This window comes from Streptomyces sp. NBC_00057, from assembly GCF_045041165.1.
In the GTDB taxonomy this organism is placed as follows: domain Bacteria; phylum Actinomycetota; class Actinomycetes; order Streptomycetales; family Streptomycetaceae; genus Streptomyces.
On sequence record NZ_CP108256.1, the window covers coordinates 4,049,734 to 4,066,438 of the forward strand.

The following is a 16,705-nucleotide window of genomic DNA, read 5'->3' on the forward strand; positions in this document are numbered from 1 at the left end:
ACGGACCGGAGCGGGCGTCTCATCCGACGGACACGGTCCTCGACCGTGTCCGTGAGGTACTACGCTCCGGTTCGTGGCCGATATCCAGATTCCCGCTGACATCAAGCCCGCCGACGGACGCTTCGGCGCCGGTCCTTCCAAGGTGCGGACGGAGGCGCTCGACGCGCTGGCCGCCACCGGTACGTCTCTTCTCGGTACGTCCCACCGTCAGGCCCCGGTCAAGAACCTGGTCGGCGCGGTGCGTCAGGGCGTGCGCGACCTCTTCTCCCTCCCCGAGGGCTACGAGGTGATCCTGGGCAACGGCGGTTCCACCGCCTTCTGGGACATCGCGACGCACGGACTCATCGAGACGAAGTCCCAGCACCTCAACTTCGGCGAGTTCTCGTCGAAGTTCGCGAAGGCCGCCAAGCTCGCCCCGTGGCTGGCCGACCCGACCGTGATCGCCTCCGCCCCGGGCACCCACCCGGACCCGCAGGCCGAGGCGGGCATCGACGTCTACGCGCTCACGCACAACGAGACCTCGACCGGTGTCGCCGCGCCGGTCAAGCGCGTCGCGGGCGCCGACGAGGGCTCCCTGGTCCTGGTGGACGCCACCTCCGGTGCGGGCGGCCTGCCGGTCGACATCACCGAGTCGGACGTGTACTACTTCGCCCCGCAGAAGTCCTTCGCCTCCGACGGCGGCCTCTGGATCGGCGTGTTCTCCCCGGCGGCCCTGGAGCGCGCCGCGCGCATCCACGCGTCGGGCCGGCACGTCCCGGAGTTCTTCTCGCTGCCGACGGCGATCGACAACTCCCTGAAGAACCAGACGTACAACACCCCGGCGCTCGCCACGCTGTTCCTTCTGAACGAGCAGCTGAACTGGCTGAACACCCAGGGCGGCCTGGACTTCTCGGTCCGCCGCACGGCCACCTCGGCGCGGAACCTGTACGGCTGGGCGGAGGAGTCCAAGTACGCGACCCCGTTCGTCACCGACCCGGCGAAGCGCTCGCAGGTCATCGGCACGATCGACTTCGCGGACGAGATCGACGCCTCGGCCGTCGCGAAGGTGCTGCGCGCCAACGGAATCGTCGACACCGAGCCGTACCGCAAGCTGGGCCGCAACCAGCTGCGCGTGGCGATGTTCCCGGCGATCGACCCGTCGGACATCCAGGCGCTGACGGCCTGCATCGACTACGTGATCGAGAAGCTGTAACGGGTACGCGGGTTACGCATCCGGAGGGCCCCGCGCACATCAGGTGCGCGGGGCCCTTCGTCGTTCACTCGGCCGGGTGGCGGAATGCCGTTCGGGCACGGGCGGCCGGATCGTCCTACGACGATGGCCTCGCCAACACCCACTCAGGAGGCCTGTCATGTCTGCAGCAGGGGTCGAACGCCCCCGTACCGGTGAACCGGAATCGCTGCTCGACACGGCCAACAGGCTCATGGAGCAGCACCCGGGTTACCGCGTCGAGATCATCGGAGGCGTCATCACCGTCGCCCCATCCCCGGACGCCCCGCACGCTCGAGTGTTGACCAAGATCATGCGCCCCTTCGTCACAGCCGGTCTCGACGACGGTGAGACGGAAGTCCTTCAGGGAATCGGCCTGTGGCTGCCCGGCGGCCCCGAGGACTATGCCATCCCCGACCTGGCGGTCGTCGACGCCGATCTCGACGAGCATCTGGTCGAGAACAACTGCTACGACCCCGCCGTCTTCCGCCTCGTTCTGGAGGTCACCTCCAGCAACTACAACAACGACCTGCGCAACAAGGTCGCCGCCTACGCCGAGGCCAAGATCCCGGTGTACGTGGTCGTCGACCGCAGGCACGGCCGGGTGCACGTCCTGACCGAACCCATGGGCGGCGGTTACGACAGTCACGAGGTGTATGCCCCCGGGCAGACGGTCACGCTGCCCGATTCGATCGGCGCACCGGTGACTCTCGACGTCGACGAGCTCATCCGGGCCGGCCGCCCCCGGGCCTGATCAGCCGGCCGCCGCCACCAAGACCTCCCGGAGCCGGATGATGCCCGCCGCCCACTCCTCGTCCCCCGCGTCGTCCCACAGCTCGCGCAGCTCCGACGATTCGCCCAGCACACGGTCAAGGGCCTTCACCGCAAGGGGGCGCAGCTCCGCCGGGAGCACGGGCAGCGGCTTGTCGGGGCCGTACGCGGTGGTCACGGCCTCCCCGCCCGGACACTGGGAACCGACCAGCGCGGCCGCCGCGACCGCGACCGCCCCTTCGTCGCTGTCCAGGTAGTCCGTCGTCGCGATCACGACGTTCAGGGCGTTACGGATCACCGCTGCCCGCTCGGTCTCGGGAGCGTCGTCCAGGTCTCCCGAGAAGTCCGCAGCGGTGTCGTTGTCGAAATGACCGGTGTCCCAGGTGCCCATGAGGTCCCCTCCGCAAGTGGCGTCCGCCGGTGCTCTCCACCGACGGATGTCATCCTCGCAACCACCACTGACAACGACGGGTCTGCGTCAGCCCTCTCCGCCCCGCTCCCAGCGCCGTTCGCCGTCGCACCACTCCTCCGTGGGCACCAGCCCCGCCGCGGCAGCCACGGCGGCGGAGGCGTCATGGTCCGGATGGATATGGGCGACGACGGTACGCACCGCCCCCACCCCCGTCAGATGGGCAACCAGCCCCACCGCAGCCTCTTTCGCAAACCCCTGCCCCTGCCACCGCGTCCCCACCACCCAGGCGATCTCCGCCGCCGCGTCCTGCGCGTTCACCGTCGCCTGTACGTATCCGGCCAGGCAGCCCTCGTCCCGCACCCGCAGCACCCAGTTCCACCAGCCCACTCCGGGGTCCGGCGAACCGGCGGTCTGGCGTTCGTAGCGGGCCCTCAGCTCGTCGGCGGTCTCCGGAGCGCCTCCGGTGTAGGTGTGCAGGGCCGGGTCGTCCAGCACTGCGGCCATCTCGTTCGCGTACGCGACCCGCAGCGGCAGGGCGTCCAGCCGCGCGGTGGCAAAGGGCTCGGGTCCGTGATCCGTCATGGCGCCCGACCTTACGCACACGCCACAACGGACAACACGCCGGACCGTCAGCCGCTCTTCCGCCGCCGCCCCATGAACACCAGGAAGCCGATCCCCGCGAGCACCAGCACACCGGTCAGGGTCGTGCCCTTCGCATCCCCGTCCTTCGCCCCGGCGGACGACGCCGACGAGTCGCCGCCCCGGGACGGCGACTTCCCGTCGTCTCCGCCCCCGCTTCCGCCCACGTCCACCCGCACCACATCGCTCTGCTCCCCCTCCGTGCCGAACATCAGCGCCGAGCCGTCCGCCGTGTACGTCACCGACTCGGCCTGCCGCTGCAGCGGTGCCTGGACCGCATGGTCGGTGCCGAGCCTGCCGTCCTTGAAGGCGTAGCCACGGGCGCTGAAGTAGGAGCGCAGCACCAGCTCCTTGCCGTCCGGCGAGAACGCCCCGTCCGTCACCCACGGCACCTCTCCCACCCGTCGGAAGACATTGGTGGCGCCGGTGGTGAGCTCGGCCGGGCCCTCGTACAGTCCGCCGCCGTCCTCGTTCTTCGACGCGATGTAGACGCGCCCGGTCGTGGGGTGGACCATCAGCGCCTCGGCGTTGCGCGGGCCGTCCGCGTACTTCACGTCGAACTGTGTGGCGCGGACCGTCGCGTCCTTCAGCTGTTTCGGCTCCGGGAAGCGGTAGATCCAGACGTGGTCCCAGCTGCCGTTCAGGTTGTCGCCGATGTCACCGACGTACAGATTGCCGTCGGGTCCGAGCGAGATGGCCTCGACGTCGCGCGGCTTCCCCACCCCCCGCAGGGTGATCGTCGCGACGGTCTTCCCGGTGCGGGAGTCGACGGCGTAGATGTACGGCCCGTCGTCGCTGTCGTTGTGCGTCCAGTAGATGCCGGGGTGGGCGCGGCTGGCGGCGAGGCCGCTGGACTCGGTGATCCGGGAGTCTTCGATCGTGAAGCTCCGATCGGCTCCGTCTCCGGCCGCGACGGCGGGAGCCGCCCCGGCGAGGAGGAGCAACGCGGCGGCTCCGGACACAGTCAGGTACGAACGCATGACACAAGTGTCCATCGTCACGTCGCAGGTCGGATGATTGATCCGCGATGATGACGCCATGCGTTTCACGTTTGTCGGCGATTCCATGTCGATCGGCCGCGCCGGCGACTTCACCTGGCGCTACCGGATGTGGCAGCACCTCGCTTCCACTTTCGGTGCCCCGTTCGCGATCGTCGGCCCACGCAGCGAGCTGTACGACACCGGGACGAACACCCCCGTCTCGTACGAGTACGGCGCGCCGGACTTTCCCGCCGAGGCCCGCACCCATCTGGCCGGCTGGGGTGAGGGCTGGCTGCACATGGCCCCGGTGATCGCCGACACGGTCACCGAGCACCGCACGGACATCCTGCTCGTCTCGCTCGGCCTGATAGACCTCGGGTTCTATACGGACAGCGGTCAGACCGCCCTGAACGCAAGGGCGTTCATCACGGCGGCCCGCACCGCGAACCCGCACGTCAAGATGGTGATCCTGCCCGTGATACCGAACATACGGGCAGAGTCCGACGCCCCGTTCGCCGTTGAGTGCGACCGTTTCAACGAGCTCCTGGCGAAGGCCGTCGCCGACCTCGACGACCCGATGTCCCCGATCCTGCTGGCCTCCCGCCCTCCGGGGTACGACATCCACCGGGACACGTACGACGGGACACATCCTGGCCCCACCGGCGAACACAAGCTGGCGGCCGCGTTCGCCGACGCGATGCACCAGGCGTGGGGCCTGGGCGGCCCGTACGCAGCCCGCCCGTAGCCGGCATCCGCAGTCGGCACTCGTGGCCGGCCGCCAAGAAACCGAAGGACCCGGGACATGCCAGGAACGGCCACCCGGACGAGCTGCGCTGGACGGGCTTCCCGCCCGGCCCCCGCCTCTGAGAACCCGCCCGTCACCGGGTTCCCGGCACCTCAGCGCTCCGACCCCGCGGGCCGGGCCCTCACATGCATCCGCTCCCCCTGCTGCCCGAACAGGCTGAGGAATTCGACCGGATCGGGCCCGGCGCTGGCCCACGCATGCGGCGTACGCGTGTCGAACTCGGCGACCTCGCCGGCCGTGAGCACCAGATCGTGCTCGCCCAGCACCAGCCGCAACCGCCCCGCGAGTACGTACACCCACTCGTACCCCTCGTGCACCCGCTGCTCCAGCGGACCCGTCGCGCCGCGACCGCCGGGCAGGATCTGCTTGTACGCGTACAGCCCGCCGAGGTGCCGGGTGAGCGGCACGAAGGTCATGCCGTCCCGGGTGAAGGGGCGGAAATGGATACGTGGATCGCCGGTGGCGGGTGCGCCGACGAGTTCGTCCAACTGCACCCCGTACGCCTTGGCCAGTGGCAGCAACAGTTCGAGCGTGGGTTTGCGGCCGCCCGATTCCAGGCGCGAGAGGGTGCTGAGGGAGATCCCGGTCGTCTCGCTGAGCTGAGCCAGGGTCGTGCCGCGTTCCTGACGCAGGGCGCGCAGCCGCGGCCCGACGCCTGTCAGGACGGTCGAGATCTCGTCGTCCGTACGCTCTGCGCGCTCTCCGTCTTGTTCATCCATCTCCCCATTATTTGCCGTACCGGCAACGGGGCGTGTCAGGACGGCAGGATCATGGCCAGCGAGAGTCGGGTCAGCTCATCGGTCAGCCACTCGGCGTCGACCTGCCTGGGGCGGCGGCCGTGATGGGCCATCAGTTCGTCCACCGAGTGATTCAGCACAGTGACGGCCACGGTGTGGTCGCTCGCCACCGCCTCGCCCCGTCGCACGGCACGCTCGGCCTCGGAGGTCAGGAAGTCGATCCACATCGCCCGCCATGTCGCGAGGTGCTTGTCCACCTCCCGGCTCACCCCCAGCACCTCGACGAACGCCACCCGGGCCGCGCACGGGTCCTCGGTGACCGCCTTCACATAGGCGTCGAAGAGCAGTCGGACCCGTTCCGCCGTCGGGCAGTCCTCCATGCCCTCGGCCATCAGGGCGTTCTCGGCGGCGCGCAGCCCGTAGGTCGCCACCTCGTCGTAGATCGCCATCAGGAGCACCTCCCGCGAGACGAACTCCTGTTGGAAGATATGGACGGGCACCTTCGCCTGCTCGCACAGAGCCTCGACGCTCGTGTGCGCGTACCCGTACGCGGCGAACAACTGGCGTCCGGCCCACAGGAGTCGGTCCCGTGCCCCCGGACCCTCCACGGCCTGTCCGACCGCCCCGTTCCGCCGGCTCGCCACGACACCCACCATCGGTCCTCCTTCGTCGTCCGTACCGCTGCGCCCCCACTCTCCACGCTCCGCCCCGCCGGTGGTGTCACCGCCACGCGCTCGGGCACGCGTAAGGCGGTGCTTCGGTCAAGTCCGATTGCCCATCGAATCGTTGCTGCTACGGTCTGAAATTTGGATCTGCGGAGGTGCCCATGCCGCTGCCCATGACCCTGCCCATGCGTCTGCGGCGCGTACCCGCCCGCCGACCGTCGTACGTGCCGGCATGAACCTCCTGGAACGCAGAACACCGCGAAAGAAACAGACCCCGGCGGATCCGAAACAACCCTCTTCGCGCCACTCCATGCGCCGCATGCGCCCCAAAGAGACCTCGCTCAAGGGGGGTTACCACCCCGGCGACACAGGGCTACCAGGCACCCCCCGACGGCCTCTGCCATGGGGCGCTGAACTGGGCCCCGGCACCGAGCGGATCTACGATTTCCCTCCTGGGAAGGGGATCCGCATGGACCGGAACATACGCACGGTGGATGACGTACTCAGGCTCCTGGACGGCCTGTTCACGCGGGAGGCCGACCGGTGGACGGCCGACGGGTCCTCCTGGTGGGACAGCTTCTACGCGGACCGGACGAAGCCCGTCCCGTTCTTCGTGGCGAAGCCCGACGAGAACCTCGTCTCGTACCTGGACCGCGGCCTGATCGCCCCGGGCCGCGCCCTGGACCTCGGCTGCGGCCCGGGCCGCAACGCCCTTCACCTCGCCTCCCTGGGCTTCGAGGTCGACGCGGTGGACCTGTCCCGGGCGGCCATCACATGGGCCGAGGACCGCGCCCGCGAGGCGGGGGCCGACGTCCGATTCCACTGCGGTGACGCGTTCATCCTTGCGGCGACCGAGCTGACCGGCCCGTACGACTTGATCTACGACTCCGGCTGTTTCCACCACCTGCCGCCCCACCGCCGCATCAGCTACCTCGCCCTGCTCGACCGCTGCCTCGCACCCGGCGGCCACCTCGCCCTCACCTGCTTCGCAGCCGGTGAGACGGGCATGGGCTCCGAACTCCCCGATGTCTCCTTCTACGACCGGGCCGGCCTGCAAGGCGGCCTCGCCTACACGCCGGAGTCGTTGCGCTGGATCTTCTCCGACCTGACGGAAATCGAACTCCGCCGCATGCACGACGAACCGCCCGAGTCCCCGCGCTTCGGTGAGCCGTTCCTCTGGACGGCCCTGTTCCGCCGAACCGCCGAGTCCTGACAAGCGATTGCCTGCTGCCCGACTGCCGAGCGTTTCAGCAGGACCGCGAGGGCAGGGCCGTGAACATGACGTCTGCGGCCCGAGCGGTGATTTCGAGCTCGTCACCGAGAGCCCATTCGGCGACCCGCGAGACCGTGGCGGCCGGGATGCGGTCGCTGATTCCGGGGGCCGCCGGAATGTCCTGCGTCGCATGGGCGTCGTGCGGCATGACGACCCGATACCCCAGCGCCAGGGCTGCGCGGGCCGTCGCCTGGACACACATCTCCGACATCACACCGCAGATGGCGAGCGCCTGCACCTGCGATTCGGTCAAGAGACCGCCCAGCGAAGTCCCGTCGAAGCCGTTGTCCTTGGTCTTGCGGATCACGACCTCAGTGGGGCCGGTCTCGACGGGATGGTGGAGTTCCCAACCGGGCGTGTGCGGCTCGTCGCCCGCTCCGGCCGCCCCGTCGTTCTGAATGTGGACAACGAGCGCCCCGCTCCTTCGCGCCCGTGCGATCAGGTCTGCCGTCCGGTCCAGGAGCCGGGCCGTCCCGGGTACTGCCCTGTCACCGCAGACGGCGGCCTTCTGAACGTCCACAACGAGCAGGGCCTCTGCGGGAAGCGCACGATTGTCCATGCCGTCATCATGTCCGCCGGCGCCGTGCACCTCTACGTGTTTTCGACCCGATGGCAGGAGAGGGCGCTTCCTCCGCCCCACAGGCCACAGCCGGGACTGCGGGTTCCAATCCGGGCGGCAAGCAGGGCCACAGCGTGCCGGAGCTGTAGATTGCCCGCGCCGAAGAGGGCGTACGAAGTGGCCATCAGCCCCGGATCCCACTCGTGCGCGGCGAGTTGAGCGGGAAGAAGAAGACGAAGCAGACTCGCACCAGGGCCCCGGTCAGCATGAGCAGCGGGCCCAGGACCATGGCGACGCCGCCCGCCCAGCGTCCGGGGGATGCCTCCATGCGGCGCGGCGAAGGGGACTGGAAGCTCAACTTCCAGTCCCCTTGGTGGGTTTCGCAGCCCTCGCGGGCGCGCTCGTCGCGGCTGCGCTCAGTCGGTCACGGCGACGGTTTCGGTCGCGCCCGACTCGGTGCCGTCCGCGTAGAGGACCGTGACGCGGTAGTACACCGTGGTGGCGGTCGGCTGGGTGCGGTCGTACCAGGAGCCGTCGCTGGAATTGTCCTCGGGCTCGGTGCCGATCAGGTCGAACGTCCCGGTCTGCCGGTTCCAGCGGTGGATGGCGAAGCCGGAGACCTTACTGCCGTTCTCGTTCGTGGCACTGGAGAGGGCCCACGCGAGCCCGCCGTACGCGTCGGTGCTGAGATTCACGAGTGGTGCGCCGGTCGCGGGCGGGGCGGTCGGGCGGAGGTCCAGCTCGGTGACGTCGGTGACGGTCGCGCCGGTGTCCGGGGTGAGCTGGTTGCCGTACTGGTCGACGGCGACGACGCCGTAACGCACCTGCTGCCCGTCGGCCGGTACCGCGTCGCGGAATGTCGTCTCCGTGATCTCCCGCGGTCGCAGGGTCCAGGAGTCCTGCACCGGGGCGTACGTCCACTTCCCGTCGACGAGGGTGCCGCGCAGTACGCGGTAGTGGTCGAAGCCGGGCTCGTTGCTCGCGTCCCAGGAGAGAGCGACGCCGTTCTCCTTGGGGACGGCGCTCACGCCGGTGACCGCGGCGGGGGCGGTCGTGTTGCCGACGACGGCGACGGTGACCTCCTGCGAAGGGGCGCCCCCATTTCCTGCGCGGTCCAGGGCGACCACCCCGTAGTAATACGTGACGCCGGGCGGCGGGGCGGCGTCGGTGAAGCGGGTGCCCTTCACTCCCTTGCCGACCTCCTCGCGCCGGGCCCCGGCGACGGTGCGCGGCTGGCGCGATCGGAAGACCGAGTAGCCCGCGAAGTCGTCGCTGGTCCGCTCGGAGGCGTCCCAGGTCAGCGTGACGCCGGCCTCGTCTTCCGTGGCTCGCGCGTTGAGAGCGGTGTCCACAGGGCCGATCAGGTCGCGGGTGTAGTACATCGCCGTGCCCGAGGCAGCCGACTCGTGGCCGTGCGTGTCGACGGCGGTGACGACGTAGTAGTAGACGTCGCCGGTCTGCGGCAGCGGCCCGCTGTAACCACCGCCCGAGAGCTTGTCGCCGTTCAGCAGGTTCTCGGGAGTGAGGGCGACCGGGAAGGACGTCGAGCGGTACACGCGGTAGCCGGCGAGGTCGGACTCCGTGTTGCTGTTCCAGTAGAGGGTGATCTTGTCCGGGTAGTCCATGGTCCAGTTGTCCTCGACGCCCTTCGGGGCGGCGGGGGCGGTTTGGTCGAGGGTGGTGATGCCGAGGTCGGTGGTGCCCGAGGAGGTGTTGCCGGCCTTGTCGTAGGCGCGGACCTCGTAGTAGTAGACGTTGCCGTCCTTCGGGACGGTCGTGTCGGTGTACGAGGTGGACGTCGTGGTCGCGATCGGCTTCGTGGAGTAGGAGGTGCCCTTCAGCCGCCGGTACACGCGGTACCCGGCGAGGTCCATCTCCTTGTTCTTGGCCCAGCTGACCTTCGTGGACGTGGTCGCCGTGCTGTAGGTGACGGTGGTCCCGGTCGGGACGAGCGGCTTGACCTTGTCGACGGTCGCCGTGGTGCGGGGGGTGTAGGCGAACTTGACGTCGGCCGCGCCGGTCCAGTTGACGAAGTCGACGCGGAGACTGTGCTTGCCCGACGGGATGGTCACGTTGACGGTCTTGGAGACGGTGGTGGCGACGTTCTTCCACACATCGACCTTGCGGACGCCGTCGAGGTAGACGCGGATGCCGTCGCGGGAGGAGACAGTGAACGTGAAGGGCCCGCCGGAGCCGAAGTCGCGGGTCGTGGACCAGCGGACGCCGAAGTTGTCGGCGGGCATGCCCTTGTAGCCGGGTGCGCCGGTTCCCCAGTTCTGGTCGATCACGGAGTCGCAGTCCGTGCCTTTGGGCGTCCCGGAGAAGGTGGTGTTCGCATAGAACGTCCGCTTGAAGACGGGCGATGCGCAGGTCACGGCTGCGGAGGCGGGGGTGGCCGTGGTGAGCAGGCCGCCCGCGGTGGCGAGCACGACGGCGCCGGCAGTGGCGACCGTCGTGCCTCTGGGTCGGTTCATGCGTTCCTTCGTTCTTGATCATCTGTGGCGGGATGTGACCGCCGACGATCAAGACTCGCAAGGAACTCGCTTGGTTGTAGGCCCGGGAAATCCGACTCCGGCCCGCTGCCCCTCCGCCTTGATGCGCCGGAGCAGTGTGGACGGGGCAGATCAGGGGCGCGGCCACCGGCGTCCGCTCAGGCGCTCGATGTCGGCGTTGAAGCGCCTGAGGTACGCGGCGAAGGCCGAGACGTCCTCCTCGGACCAGTCGGACATGATCTGGTCCAGCGAGCTCGTATTGCGCTCCCGCTCATCATCGAGCAAGCGCACACCCTCGTCGGTGATGCGGAACTTGCGGGCCATGCCGCCGTCGGGGTCGGGTATGCGCTCGACGAGACCGGCGCGCTTCGCCGCGGCGGTCTGCCGGTTGAGGGTCGAGGCGTCGAGCCCGAAGGCGTCGCTCAGTTCACCGATCGACATCGGCCCCTGGACACGGATGCGGCTGAGCAGGATGTAGGCGCTCCGCTCCAGCCGGCTGTCCTCGCGGCGGCCGTTCCTGTGATGCAGAAGCCCATGGCGGCTGAGCAGCATCTGCTCGTACTCGACCTCTTGCGTAGCCCTGACCATTGCGACCGCTGCCTCTCGCTCCTGCCGGGCCGCCGGCACGTTTCATTTCGGAGCGGCCCCGCTCCATGCTCTCACATGACTATGCATCGCACACATAATGTGCGCGATACACACGCCATGTACGATGCAATTCGATACCCGACAGCCACCCGAGGAGTCCCGGCATGGGAGCCCCCCAAACATCGACCCGCGCGAACGGTGTGATCGCCACGCTGGCATTCGCCGGCATCGTGGCCGCGATCATGCAGACCCTGGTCACACCGCTCATCGCGGAACTGCCGCAGATCCTGCACACCAGCTCCGCGAACGCCGCCTGGGTGATCACGGTGACCCTGCTGGTGGGGGCGGTGTGCGTGCCCGTCACCGGACGCCTCGGCGACCTGCTGGGCAAGCGCCGGATGCTCCTCGCCTGTTCCGTGCCCCTCATCGCGGGGTCGGTGGTCTGCGCCCTCGCATCGTCCGTAGTGCCCATGATCATCGGACGCGGTCTGCAGGGCATGGGCATGGGCATGGTGCCGCTCGGCATCGCCCTGCTCCGCGACGTGGTCCCCGCCGAGAAGCTCAGCTCCTCCATCGCCCTGGTCAGCGCGTCCATGGGTATCGGCGGCGGCCTCGGCCTGCCGATCGCCTCGGCCGTCGCACAGTACGCGAACTGGCGCGCACTGTTCTGGGGCTCCGCCGTCCTGGCCGTGGCCATCGCAGTCCTGATCTGGTTCCTCATCCCGGACGTCCCGGCCGGCGCCAAGGGGCAGCGTTTCGACGCGCCCGGTGCGCTCGGTCTCGGCATCGGCCTGGTCTGCCTGCTGCTCGCCGTCTCCAAGGGCGCCGAGTGGGGATGGACCTCCGTGACGACGCTCAGCCTGTTCATCGCCGCCGTCGTCGTGCTGCTGGCCTGGGGCGCGTGGGAACTGCGTACCCGTGACCCGCTGGTCGACCTGCGCACCACGGCCCGCCCCCGCGTACTGATCACCAACGTCGCCTCGATCTTCGTCGGCTTCGGCATGTACGCCAGCATGCTGATCGTGCCTCAGCTGCTCCAGTTCCCCGAGGCCACCGGTTACGGTCTCGGCCAGTCGATGCTGGCGGCGGGCCTCTGGATGGCCCCCGGCGGCGTCATGATGATGATCGTCTCGCCGTTCGGCGGAAAGCTCACCGACGCCCGCGGCCCGAAGTTCACCCTGATCTGCGGCGTCCTGGTCCTGGCCGCCGGGTACGGTCTCTCTCTCGTCCTCATGGGCTCCGCCTGGGGGCTGATGCTGTCCCTCATGGTCATCAACAGCGGCGTGGGTCTCGCCTACGGCTCCATGCCGGCCCTGATCATGGGCTCCGTGCCGCTCTCCGAGACCGCCGCGGCCAACGGCTTCAACACGCTGATGCGTTCCCTCGGCACCTCGATCGGTGCCGCCGTGATCGGTGTGATCCTGTCCCAGATGACCACCACGGCGGGCAGCTACAGCTTCACCTCGGAGAGCGGCTTCCGCACCGGCCTGATCATCGGCTGCGGCGTCGCCCTGGCCGCCGCGGCGATCGCCGCCGTCATCCCGGCGGTGCGCCGCAGTGCGTCCGACACCGCGAAGGACGACGCGGCCCCCGCCCCCGAACAGGCCGCTGTCGAAGCCTGACCGGACCGACACCCGTTGCGGCACCCCACCCGGGCCACGAGCCCGGCGGGGAAGCACATCCGCGCTGCCCGGCGTCGCCCCTCCGCCGACGCCGGGCAGCGGACCGAGCGGCGGGCGGGAGAACGCTCAGCCGGATGCCAGAACACGGTCGAGCGTCGACCGCATACAAGCAGCGCAACACGTCGAGCGGTGCATCAATCGCTTGAAGCAGTGGCGCGGCATCGCCACCCGCTCGAAAAGGCCGCGACCATCTACCTGGCCGGGCTTCACATCGCGGGCATCTTCCTCTGGTCCGCCCGGTGAGCCCACGCCCGCCGAGCAGTCCGTCCGACGAGTGCCATGTCCGGGGACGCGACGCCAGGGCGAGTGCGGGAGCCTTGTCAGCGGACGACGTCGAAGACGTTCTTCTGCAGGCCGTTGGCGTAGACCTCGTGCTCGACGAGCTTCAGCTTCTGGGTGTCCTTGTCCGCGGCGCTGAACAGCCGCTTGCCTGCGCCGAGCAGCAGCGGGAAGACGAGCAGGTGGTAACGGTCGATCAGGCCGGCGTCCGAAAGGGCCTGGTTCAGGGAGGCGCTGCCGTGAACGGTGATCGGGCCGCCCTCGGTCTCCTTCAGCGCGGCGACCTCGTCGAGTGAGCGCAGGATCGTCGTCTCGCCCCAGTTCGACACCAAGTTGTCCTTGGTGAGGGTGGTGGAGACGACGTACTTCGGCATCACCTTGTAGTCGGCGAAGTCCTCCATGTCGGGCCACACCGGGCTGAACGCCTCGTAGCTGGTCCGGCCCATCAGCATCGCGGTGGCTTCCTTCTGCTCACGGCCCTTGATGTCGAATGCTTCGGGGAGGAACTCAATGTCCTTGAAGGTCCACCCGGCGTTCCGGTATCCGGGCTCGCCGCCCGGGGCCTCCACGACACCGTCGAGCGAGATGAAAGCGGTGCTGATCAGGGTACGCATCTAAGGTTCCTCGGTGTCTCGTGTCCGGTTCTCAGCAGATTCGGTCGGTGCACGCTTCGACCACACTCGCAGCTGCAGCGCACCAACCATGATCTCTGACTGCGGATCACGGAGAAACTCATCGGCCGTCGCCCGTCCCTCCCGACGGCTTTGGCCATCCGGATGATCTCAGGCAGCCCCCGGACCTACCAGCAGCGCAACAGCGACGAGTGGTTCATGACCGCCCCAACCGGTGGTGCGGCATCTTGATGCAGTCGGGCTCGGTGATCCAAACGAAACTGCCTGGATCTCACGTCTCTGATCACGCCCCCTCCCCTCCCCTGGCCGTCACCTCCAGGACCAGTTCGTGCAGTAGGCCTGCGTCCACGGACGGCGCCTCGGCCGTGGGCAGTGAGCGCCAGTCGAGCGGCCAGGTCAGTCCGTGCAGCGCGGGCACCCCGACGAACGCCGCGTTCTGCCCGTGGCACCCCATCAACTGCGCCCCCGACGGCCACCTGTGTGCGCGGGCGCTACGCGGTGGCAACAGGAAGTACATGCTGCGCTCCCCGATCCCCGACCGCACGATCGGGCCCGCCCGGAAGTCGGTGAACTGCATGATCTCGTAGGCGACTTGCTCGCCGAGTACGCCGGAGATCCGTACCGCGTCGAAGTGAATACCGACGTGTCGCAGGGCGTGTCCGGACGCGGGTACCCACGAGGGCGCCGGGGTGGGTGAACTTTTCCGTTCCATGCGGAAAGCTTCCCGGCCGACACCTACCGTGACCAGGGACACAGGGCGTCTGTGCACTGTTGTGTTCGCAGGGGAGAGATTGTGCACTCCAGTGGTCGTGGTAGCAGCAACGCCGAAATGTTCGGCAAAATGCTGCGTTTCTTCCGTGAACGGGCCGGGCTCTCGCAGGAGGCCCTCGGCTTGAAGATCGGCTATTCCAAGTCACAGGTGGCGATGGTCGAACGGGGGCAACGGCCTCCCAAGGACGAATTCATCGCGGAGGCAGATTGCGCGTTGGGTGCACACGGTGCACTGAAGGCCGCAGGCGAGGGGTTGACGTTCGGCTATCTGGCGTCCTGGTTCGAGCCGTTCGCCGAGGAAGAGATCACCGCATCCGCCAGGCACGAGTACGAGACTCACGTCGTGCCCGGGATGTTGCAGACGGAGGGCTACGCCCGCACCGTATTGGGCAGCGGCTACCCACCCGTCGACGACGATGAGGTCGAGGGTCGAGTCGCGGCCCGTTTGGCACGCCAGAGGCTCCTGTCCCGAAAGCCCGTTCCGGACATCGGCTTTGTCCTGGAACTCGCCGCTCTTACCCGCCCCATCGGGGGTCGTCGGGTACACAAGGAACAGCTCGACCACATCCTGGAGGTCGGGAAGCTACGACATGTGCAGATGCAGGTGATGTCACCACGTCGGCAGACTCATGCCGGTCTCAGTGGCCCGTTCGTTCTGCTGGAGACCAAGGAACGGCGCCAGCTCGCCTACCTGGAAGTGCAGGGCTGCAACTTCCTCGTCAGCGAACAACCAGCCCTGGGAAACCTGTTCGGGAAATATGGCATTCTGCGGGCGCAGGCCCTCAGCCCCGAAGAGTCCAGAGACGTGATCGAACAGGTGGCGAAAGACCTATGAACACCGGCCTCAACTGGATCAAGAGCAGCTACAGCGGCGACAACAGCGGCAACTGCGTAGAGGTCGCCACCTGTCCCCACACCGTCCACGTCCGCGACTCCAAGGACCTGACCGTCCCCGCCCTCGCCCTCTCCCCCGCCGCCTGGGCCGACTTCCTCACGTACGCCGCGCAGTAGGGCCGCGTGGTGGCGCTACCGGAAGCTGCGCGCAGGCGTGCAGCTGAGTGTGCGGTCGTTGCTGCGGCGGATGTTCCGGGCGCGGCTGGTACTGGTGCAGGCGGTGCTGGGGACGTTGTGCGCGGTGGCCATCGCGGCGGTGCCGTGGACGGGCCGGAGTGTTCCGCAGGTGCTGTTCTGGGTGGGGCTCGTACCTACGCTGCTGACGATCTGGTTCGACCGGCCGCGCACGCGACAGGCGTGACCGAAGGTCCGGCAGTGCGTGGTCGCCGGTCAGGAGATGCTGCGGTCAGGAGACGAGGATGCCGATGCCGTCTCCGAGCAGTTTCGCCCCGAGTACGAAGAACAGGACTGCCATCACAGCGACGTTGTGCCGGGCGGTCCAGTCCTTCCAGCCGCTGAGCACGGCCGTCGCCCGCTCCCCCATGCACAGCAGTACTGCGAGCGGGGTCAGCAGTCCGAGGGTACCGATGACCACGAAGACTGCCAGCGAGGCGATCTGCTGCCCCGGGGGGAGACCGGCCGAGCTGATGGAGGCCGCCGCCGCAATGGTCAGCGGGGCGTTTTTGACATTGGCCGCCGACAGGGCCAGCCCGAGGCCGACGATCTTGACCGGCGTGAAGCGGTCGATCGCGGCCATCCATTTCGGAAGCTGCGCCTCCGAGGCGGGGGCGGGGCGCCGGTGCCACTGCCGGGCACCGAACAGCACAAGGAGCAGTCCCAGCCCGAGCTTGAGGCCGCCCACCCAGGTGGCCGGATGATGCTGGGCGGACGCACCGCCGGGGCCGCCGATCACCAGCATCACCGCACCCAGTGCCGAAAGCCCCACGACCCAGCCGACGATGAACAGCAGCCCGTTGAGCAGCCCTCGGGGCGTGACCAGTACGAGGATGATCGCGATGATCGGGAGCGGGCTGATCGCGACACCAGCCGCCAGACCCAGGACATCGCCGAGAACTTTACCCATGGCGCCCTCCGGGCGGCGATCAGGGATGAACCGGCCGACCGGGCCCGGCCCCGGTCGTCGTCTCCAGCCCCCGCGAGCTCCTCCGTCGTTCGCCGAGCACCTGGAGAACCTCTCAACAGTCATCATCGACCGCATCGGCGGGCCGCGCGACACCGACGGACGAGAAGCGAGCCACGACCGCGTCCGAGCGGCCCTGCGGACAGTTCTTCGCGCCGACCTGCCCGACCCGGAGACG

General features: G+C 68.7%; 20 protein-coding genes. 8 read left to right on the forward strand and 12 right to left on the reverse strand.

What is annotated here, in order from left to right; genetic code table 11:
- Positions 1-73 precede the first annotated feature (73 nt).
- Both serC and OG953_RS18875 read left to right on the forward strand, forming a co-directional pair.
- Entirely contained in the window at positions 74-1,192 is a 1,119-nt protein-coding gene (gene serC / locus OG953_RS18870) for a phosphoserine transaminase (RefSeq protein WP_405685577.1), read from the forward strand.
- Positions 1,193-1,349: 157 nt separating this feature from the next.
- Entirely contained in the window at positions 1,350-1,961 is a 612-nt protein-coding gene (locus tag OG953_RS18875; RefSeq protein WP_405685579.1) for a Uma2 family endonuclease, read from the forward strand.
- Here the strand turns inward: OG953_RS18875 and OG953_RS18880 are convergent, their stop codons facing one another.
- The 3 genes from OG953_RS18880 to OG953_RS18890 form a co-directional block, all read right to left on the reverse strand.
- The gene (locus OG953_RS18880) at positions 1,962-2,369 is read right to left on the reverse strand and encodes a DUF4259 domain-containing protein (RefSeq protein WP_405685580.1); all 408 of its coding nucleotides are present in this window, start codon (positions 2,367-2,369) and stop codon (positions 1,962-1,964) included.
- A gap of 87 nt (positions 2,370-2,456) precedes the next feature.
- Complete coding sequence (locus OG953_RS18885) at positions 2,457-2,972, reverse strand: GNAT family N-acetyltransferase (RefSeq protein WP_405685582.1); 516 nt, start codon at positions 2,970-2,972, stop codon at positions 2,457-2,459.
- Positions 2,973-3,019: 47 nt separating this feature from the next.
- Positions 3,020-4,009, reverse strand: coding sequence for a WD40 repeat domain-containing protein (locus OG953_RS18890; protein ID WP_405685583.1), 990 nt, complete (start codon positions 4,007-4,009; stop codon positions 3,020-3,022).
- Between the two features lie 58 nt (positions 4,010-4,067).
- Between OG953_RS18890 and OG953_RS18895 the strand changes: the two genes are divergently transcribed.
- On the forward strand, positions 4,068-4,754 hold the full coding sequence (locus tag OG953_RS18895; protein WP_405685585.1) for a GDSL-type esterase/lipase family protein: 687 nt from the start codon (positions 4,068-4,070) through the stop codon (positions 4,752-4,754).
- A 152-nt stretch (positions 4,755-4,906) separates the two neighbouring features.
- Here the strand turns inward: OG953_RS18895 and OG953_RS18900 are convergent, their stop codons facing one another.
- Both OG953_RS18900 and OG953_RS18905 read right to left on the reverse strand, forming a co-directional pair.
- Complete coding sequence (locus tag OG953_RS18900; RefSeq protein WP_405685587.1) at positions 4,907-5,533, reverse strand: helix-turn-helix domain-containing protein; 627 nt, start codon at positions 5,531-5,533, stop codon at positions 4,907-4,909.
- Positions 5,534-5,568: 35 nt separating this feature from the next.
- Positions 5,569-6,207, reverse strand: a complete 639-nt coding sequence (locus OG953_RS18905; protein WP_405685588.1) for a TetR/AcrR family transcriptional regulator — start codon at positions 6,205-6,207, stop codon at positions 5,569-5,571.
- Positions 6,208-6,685: 478 nt separating this feature from the next.
- Between OG953_RS18905 and OG953_RS18910 the strand changes: the two genes are divergently transcribed.
- Positions 6,686-7,429, forward strand: coding sequence for a class I SAM-dependent methyltransferase (locus OG953_RS18910; RefSeq protein WP_405685590.1), 744 nt, complete (start codon positions 6,686-6,688; stop codon positions 7,427-7,429).
- Positions 7,430-7,463: 34 nt separating this feature from the next.
- On the opposite strand, the gene OG953_RS18915 is transcribed toward OG953_RS18910, so the two are convergent.
- From OG953_RS18915 to OG953_RS18930, 4 genes are all read right to left on the reverse strand, one after another.
- Positions 7,464-8,048, reverse strand: a complete 585-nt coding sequence (locus OG953_RS18915; RefSeq protein ID WP_405685591.1) for a cysteine hydrolase family protein — start codon at positions 8,046-8,048, stop codon at positions 7,464-7,466.
- Between the two features lie 184 nt (positions 8,049-8,232).
- Positions 8,233-8,406, reverse strand: coding sequence for a hypothetical protein (locus tag OG953_RS18920; protein ID WP_405685593.1), 174 nt, complete (start codon positions 8,404-8,406; stop codon positions 8,233-8,235).
- 58 nt (positions 8,407-8,464) lie between these two features.
- The gene (locus OG953_RS18925; protein WP_405685594.1) at positions 8,465-10,522 is read right to left on the reverse strand and encodes a PA14 domain-containing protein; all 2,058 of its coding nucleotides are present in this window, start codon (positions 10,520-10,522) and stop codon (positions 8,465-8,467) included.
- 150 nt (positions 10,523-10,672) lie between these two features.
- Entirely contained in the window at positions 10,673-11,128 is a 456-nt protein-coding gene (locus OG953_RS18930; RefSeq protein ID WP_405685596.1) for a MarR family winged helix-turn-helix transcriptional regulator, read from the reverse strand.
- A 164-nt stretch (positions 11,129-11,292) separates the two neighbouring features.
- Here OG953_RS18930 and OG953_RS18935 point away from each other — a divergent pair, with 164 nt between their 5' ends.
- Positions 11,293-12,750, forward strand: coding sequence for an MFS transporter (locus OG953_RS18935; RefSeq protein ID WP_405685597.1), 1,458 nt, complete (start codon positions 11,293-11,295; stop codon positions 12,748-12,750).
- A 380-nt stretch (positions 12,751-13,130) separates the two neighbouring features.
- Here the strand turns inward: OG953_RS18935 and OG953_RS18940 are convergent, their stop codons facing one another.
- On the reverse strand, positions 13,131-13,703 hold the full coding sequence (locus OG953_RS18940) for a dihydrofolate reductase family protein (protein WP_405685599.1): 573 nt from the start codon (positions 13,701-13,703) through the stop codon (positions 13,131-13,133).
- A gap of 301 nt (positions 13,704-14,004) precedes the next feature.
- Complete coding sequence (locus OG953_RS18945) at positions 14,005-14,433, reverse strand: hypothetical protein (RefSeq protein WP_405685600.1); 429 nt, start codon at positions 14,431-14,433, stop codon at positions 14,005-14,007.
- A 117-nt stretch (positions 14,434-14,550) separates the two neighbouring features.
- On the opposite strand from OG953_RS18945, the gene OG953_RS18950 reads away from it, so the two are divergent.
- From OG953_RS18950 to OG953_RS18960, 3 genes are read left to right on the forward strand one after another with little or no spacing between them, the layout of a single operon-like run.
- Entirely contained in the window at positions 14,551-15,327 is a 777-nt protein-coding gene (locus OG953_RS18950; RefSeq protein ID WP_405685601.1) for a helix-turn-helix domain-containing protein, read from the forward strand.
- Positions 15,324-15,503, forward strand: coding sequence for a DUF397 domain-containing protein (locus tag OG953_RS18955; protein ID WP_405685602.1), 180 nt, complete (start codon positions 15,324-15,326; stop codon positions 15,501-15,503). The genes OG953_RS18950 and OG953_RS18955 overlap by 4 nt, the downstream gene beginning before the upstream one ends.
- A 37-nt stretch (positions 15,504-15,540) precedes the next feature.
- Positions 15,541-15,747 (forward strand): hypothetical protein, encoded by a 207-nt coding sequence (locus tag OG953_RS18960; RefSeq protein ID WP_405685604.1) that lies wholly within the window; start codon positions 15,541-15,543, stop codon positions 15,745-15,747.
- Positions 15,748-15,792: 45 nt separating this feature from the next.
- Here OG953_RS18960 and OG953_RS18965 read toward each other — a convergent pair whose 3' ends face one another.
- A complete protein-coding gene (locus OG953_RS18965; protein ID WP_405685606.1) occupies positions 15,793-16,470 on the reverse strand; it encodes a GAP family protein in 678 nt (225 codons plus the stop codon).
- Positions 16,471-16,705: the final 235 nt, after the last annotated feature.

Bases quoted from the DNA above. Each gene is read 5' to 3' on its own strand.
- OG953_RS18875 (WP_405685579.1), top strand. From the start codon at position 1,350: ATGTCTGCAGCAGGGGTCGAACGCCCCCGTACCGGTGAACCGGAATCG.
- OG953_RS18880 (WP_405685580.1), bottom strand. From the start codon at position 2,369: ATGGGCACCTGGGACACCGGTCATTTCGACAACGACACCGCTGCGGAC.
- OG953_RS18885 (WP_405685582.1), bottom strand. From the start codon at position 2,972: ATGACGGATCACGGACCCGAGCCCTTTGCCACCGCGCGGCTGGACGCC.
- OG953_RS18890 (WP_405685583.1), bottom strand. From the start codon at position 4,009: ATGCGTTCGTACCTGACTGTGTCCGGAGCCGCCGCGTTGCTCCTCCTC.
- OG953_RS18895 (WP_405685585.1), top strand. From the start codon at position 4,068: ATGCGTTTCACGTTTGTCGGCGATTCCATGTCGATCGGCCGCGCCGGC.
- OG953_RS18900 (WP_405685587.1), bottom strand. From the start codon at position 5,533: ATGGATGAACAAGACGGAGAGCGCGCAGAGCGTACGGACGACGAGATC.
- OG953_RS18905 (WP_405685588.1), bottom strand. From the start codon at position 6,207: ATGGTGGGTGTCGTGGCGAGCCGGCGGAACGGGGCGGTCGGACAGGCC.
- OG953_RS18910 (WP_405685590.1), top strand. From the start codon at position 6,686: ATGGACCGGAACATACGCACGGTGGATGACGTACTCAGGCTCCTGGAC.
- OG953_RS18915 (WP_405685591.1), bottom strand. From the start codon at position 8,048: ATGGACAATCGTGCGCTTCCCGCAGAGGCCCTGCTCGTTGTGGACGTT.
- OG953_RS18925 (WP_405685594.1), bottom strand. From the start codon at position 10,522: ATGAACCGACCCAGAGGCACGACGGTCGCCACTGCCGGCGCCGTCGTG.
- OG953_RS18930 (WP_405685596.1), bottom strand. From the start codon at position 11,128: ATGGTCAGGGCTACGCAAGAGGTCGAGTACGAGCAGATGCTGCTCAGC.
- OG953_RS18935 (WP_405685597.1), top strand. From the start codon at position 11,293: ATGGGAGCCCCCCAAACATCGACCCGCGCGAACGGTGTGATCGCCACG.
- OG953_RS18940 (WP_405685599.1), bottom strand. From the start codon at position 13,703: ATGCGTACCCTGATCAGCACCGCTTTCATCTCGCTCGACGGTGTCGTG.
- OG953_RS18945 (WP_405685600.1), bottom strand. From the start codon at position 14,433: ATGGAACGGAAAAGTTCACCCACCCCGGCGCCCTCGTGGGTACCCGCG.
- OG953_RS18950 (WP_405685601.1), top strand. From the start codon at position 14,551: ATGTTCGGCAAAATGCTGCGTTTCTTCCGTGAACGGGCCGGGCTCTCG.
- OG953_RS18955 (WP_405685602.1), top strand. From the start codon at position 15,324: ATGAACACCGGCCTCAACTGGATCAAGAGCAGCTACAGCGGCGACAAC.
- OG953_RS18965 (WP_405685606.1), bottom strand. From the start codon at position 16,470: ATGGGTAAAGTTCTCGGCGATGTCCTGGGTCTGGCGGCTGGTGTCGCG.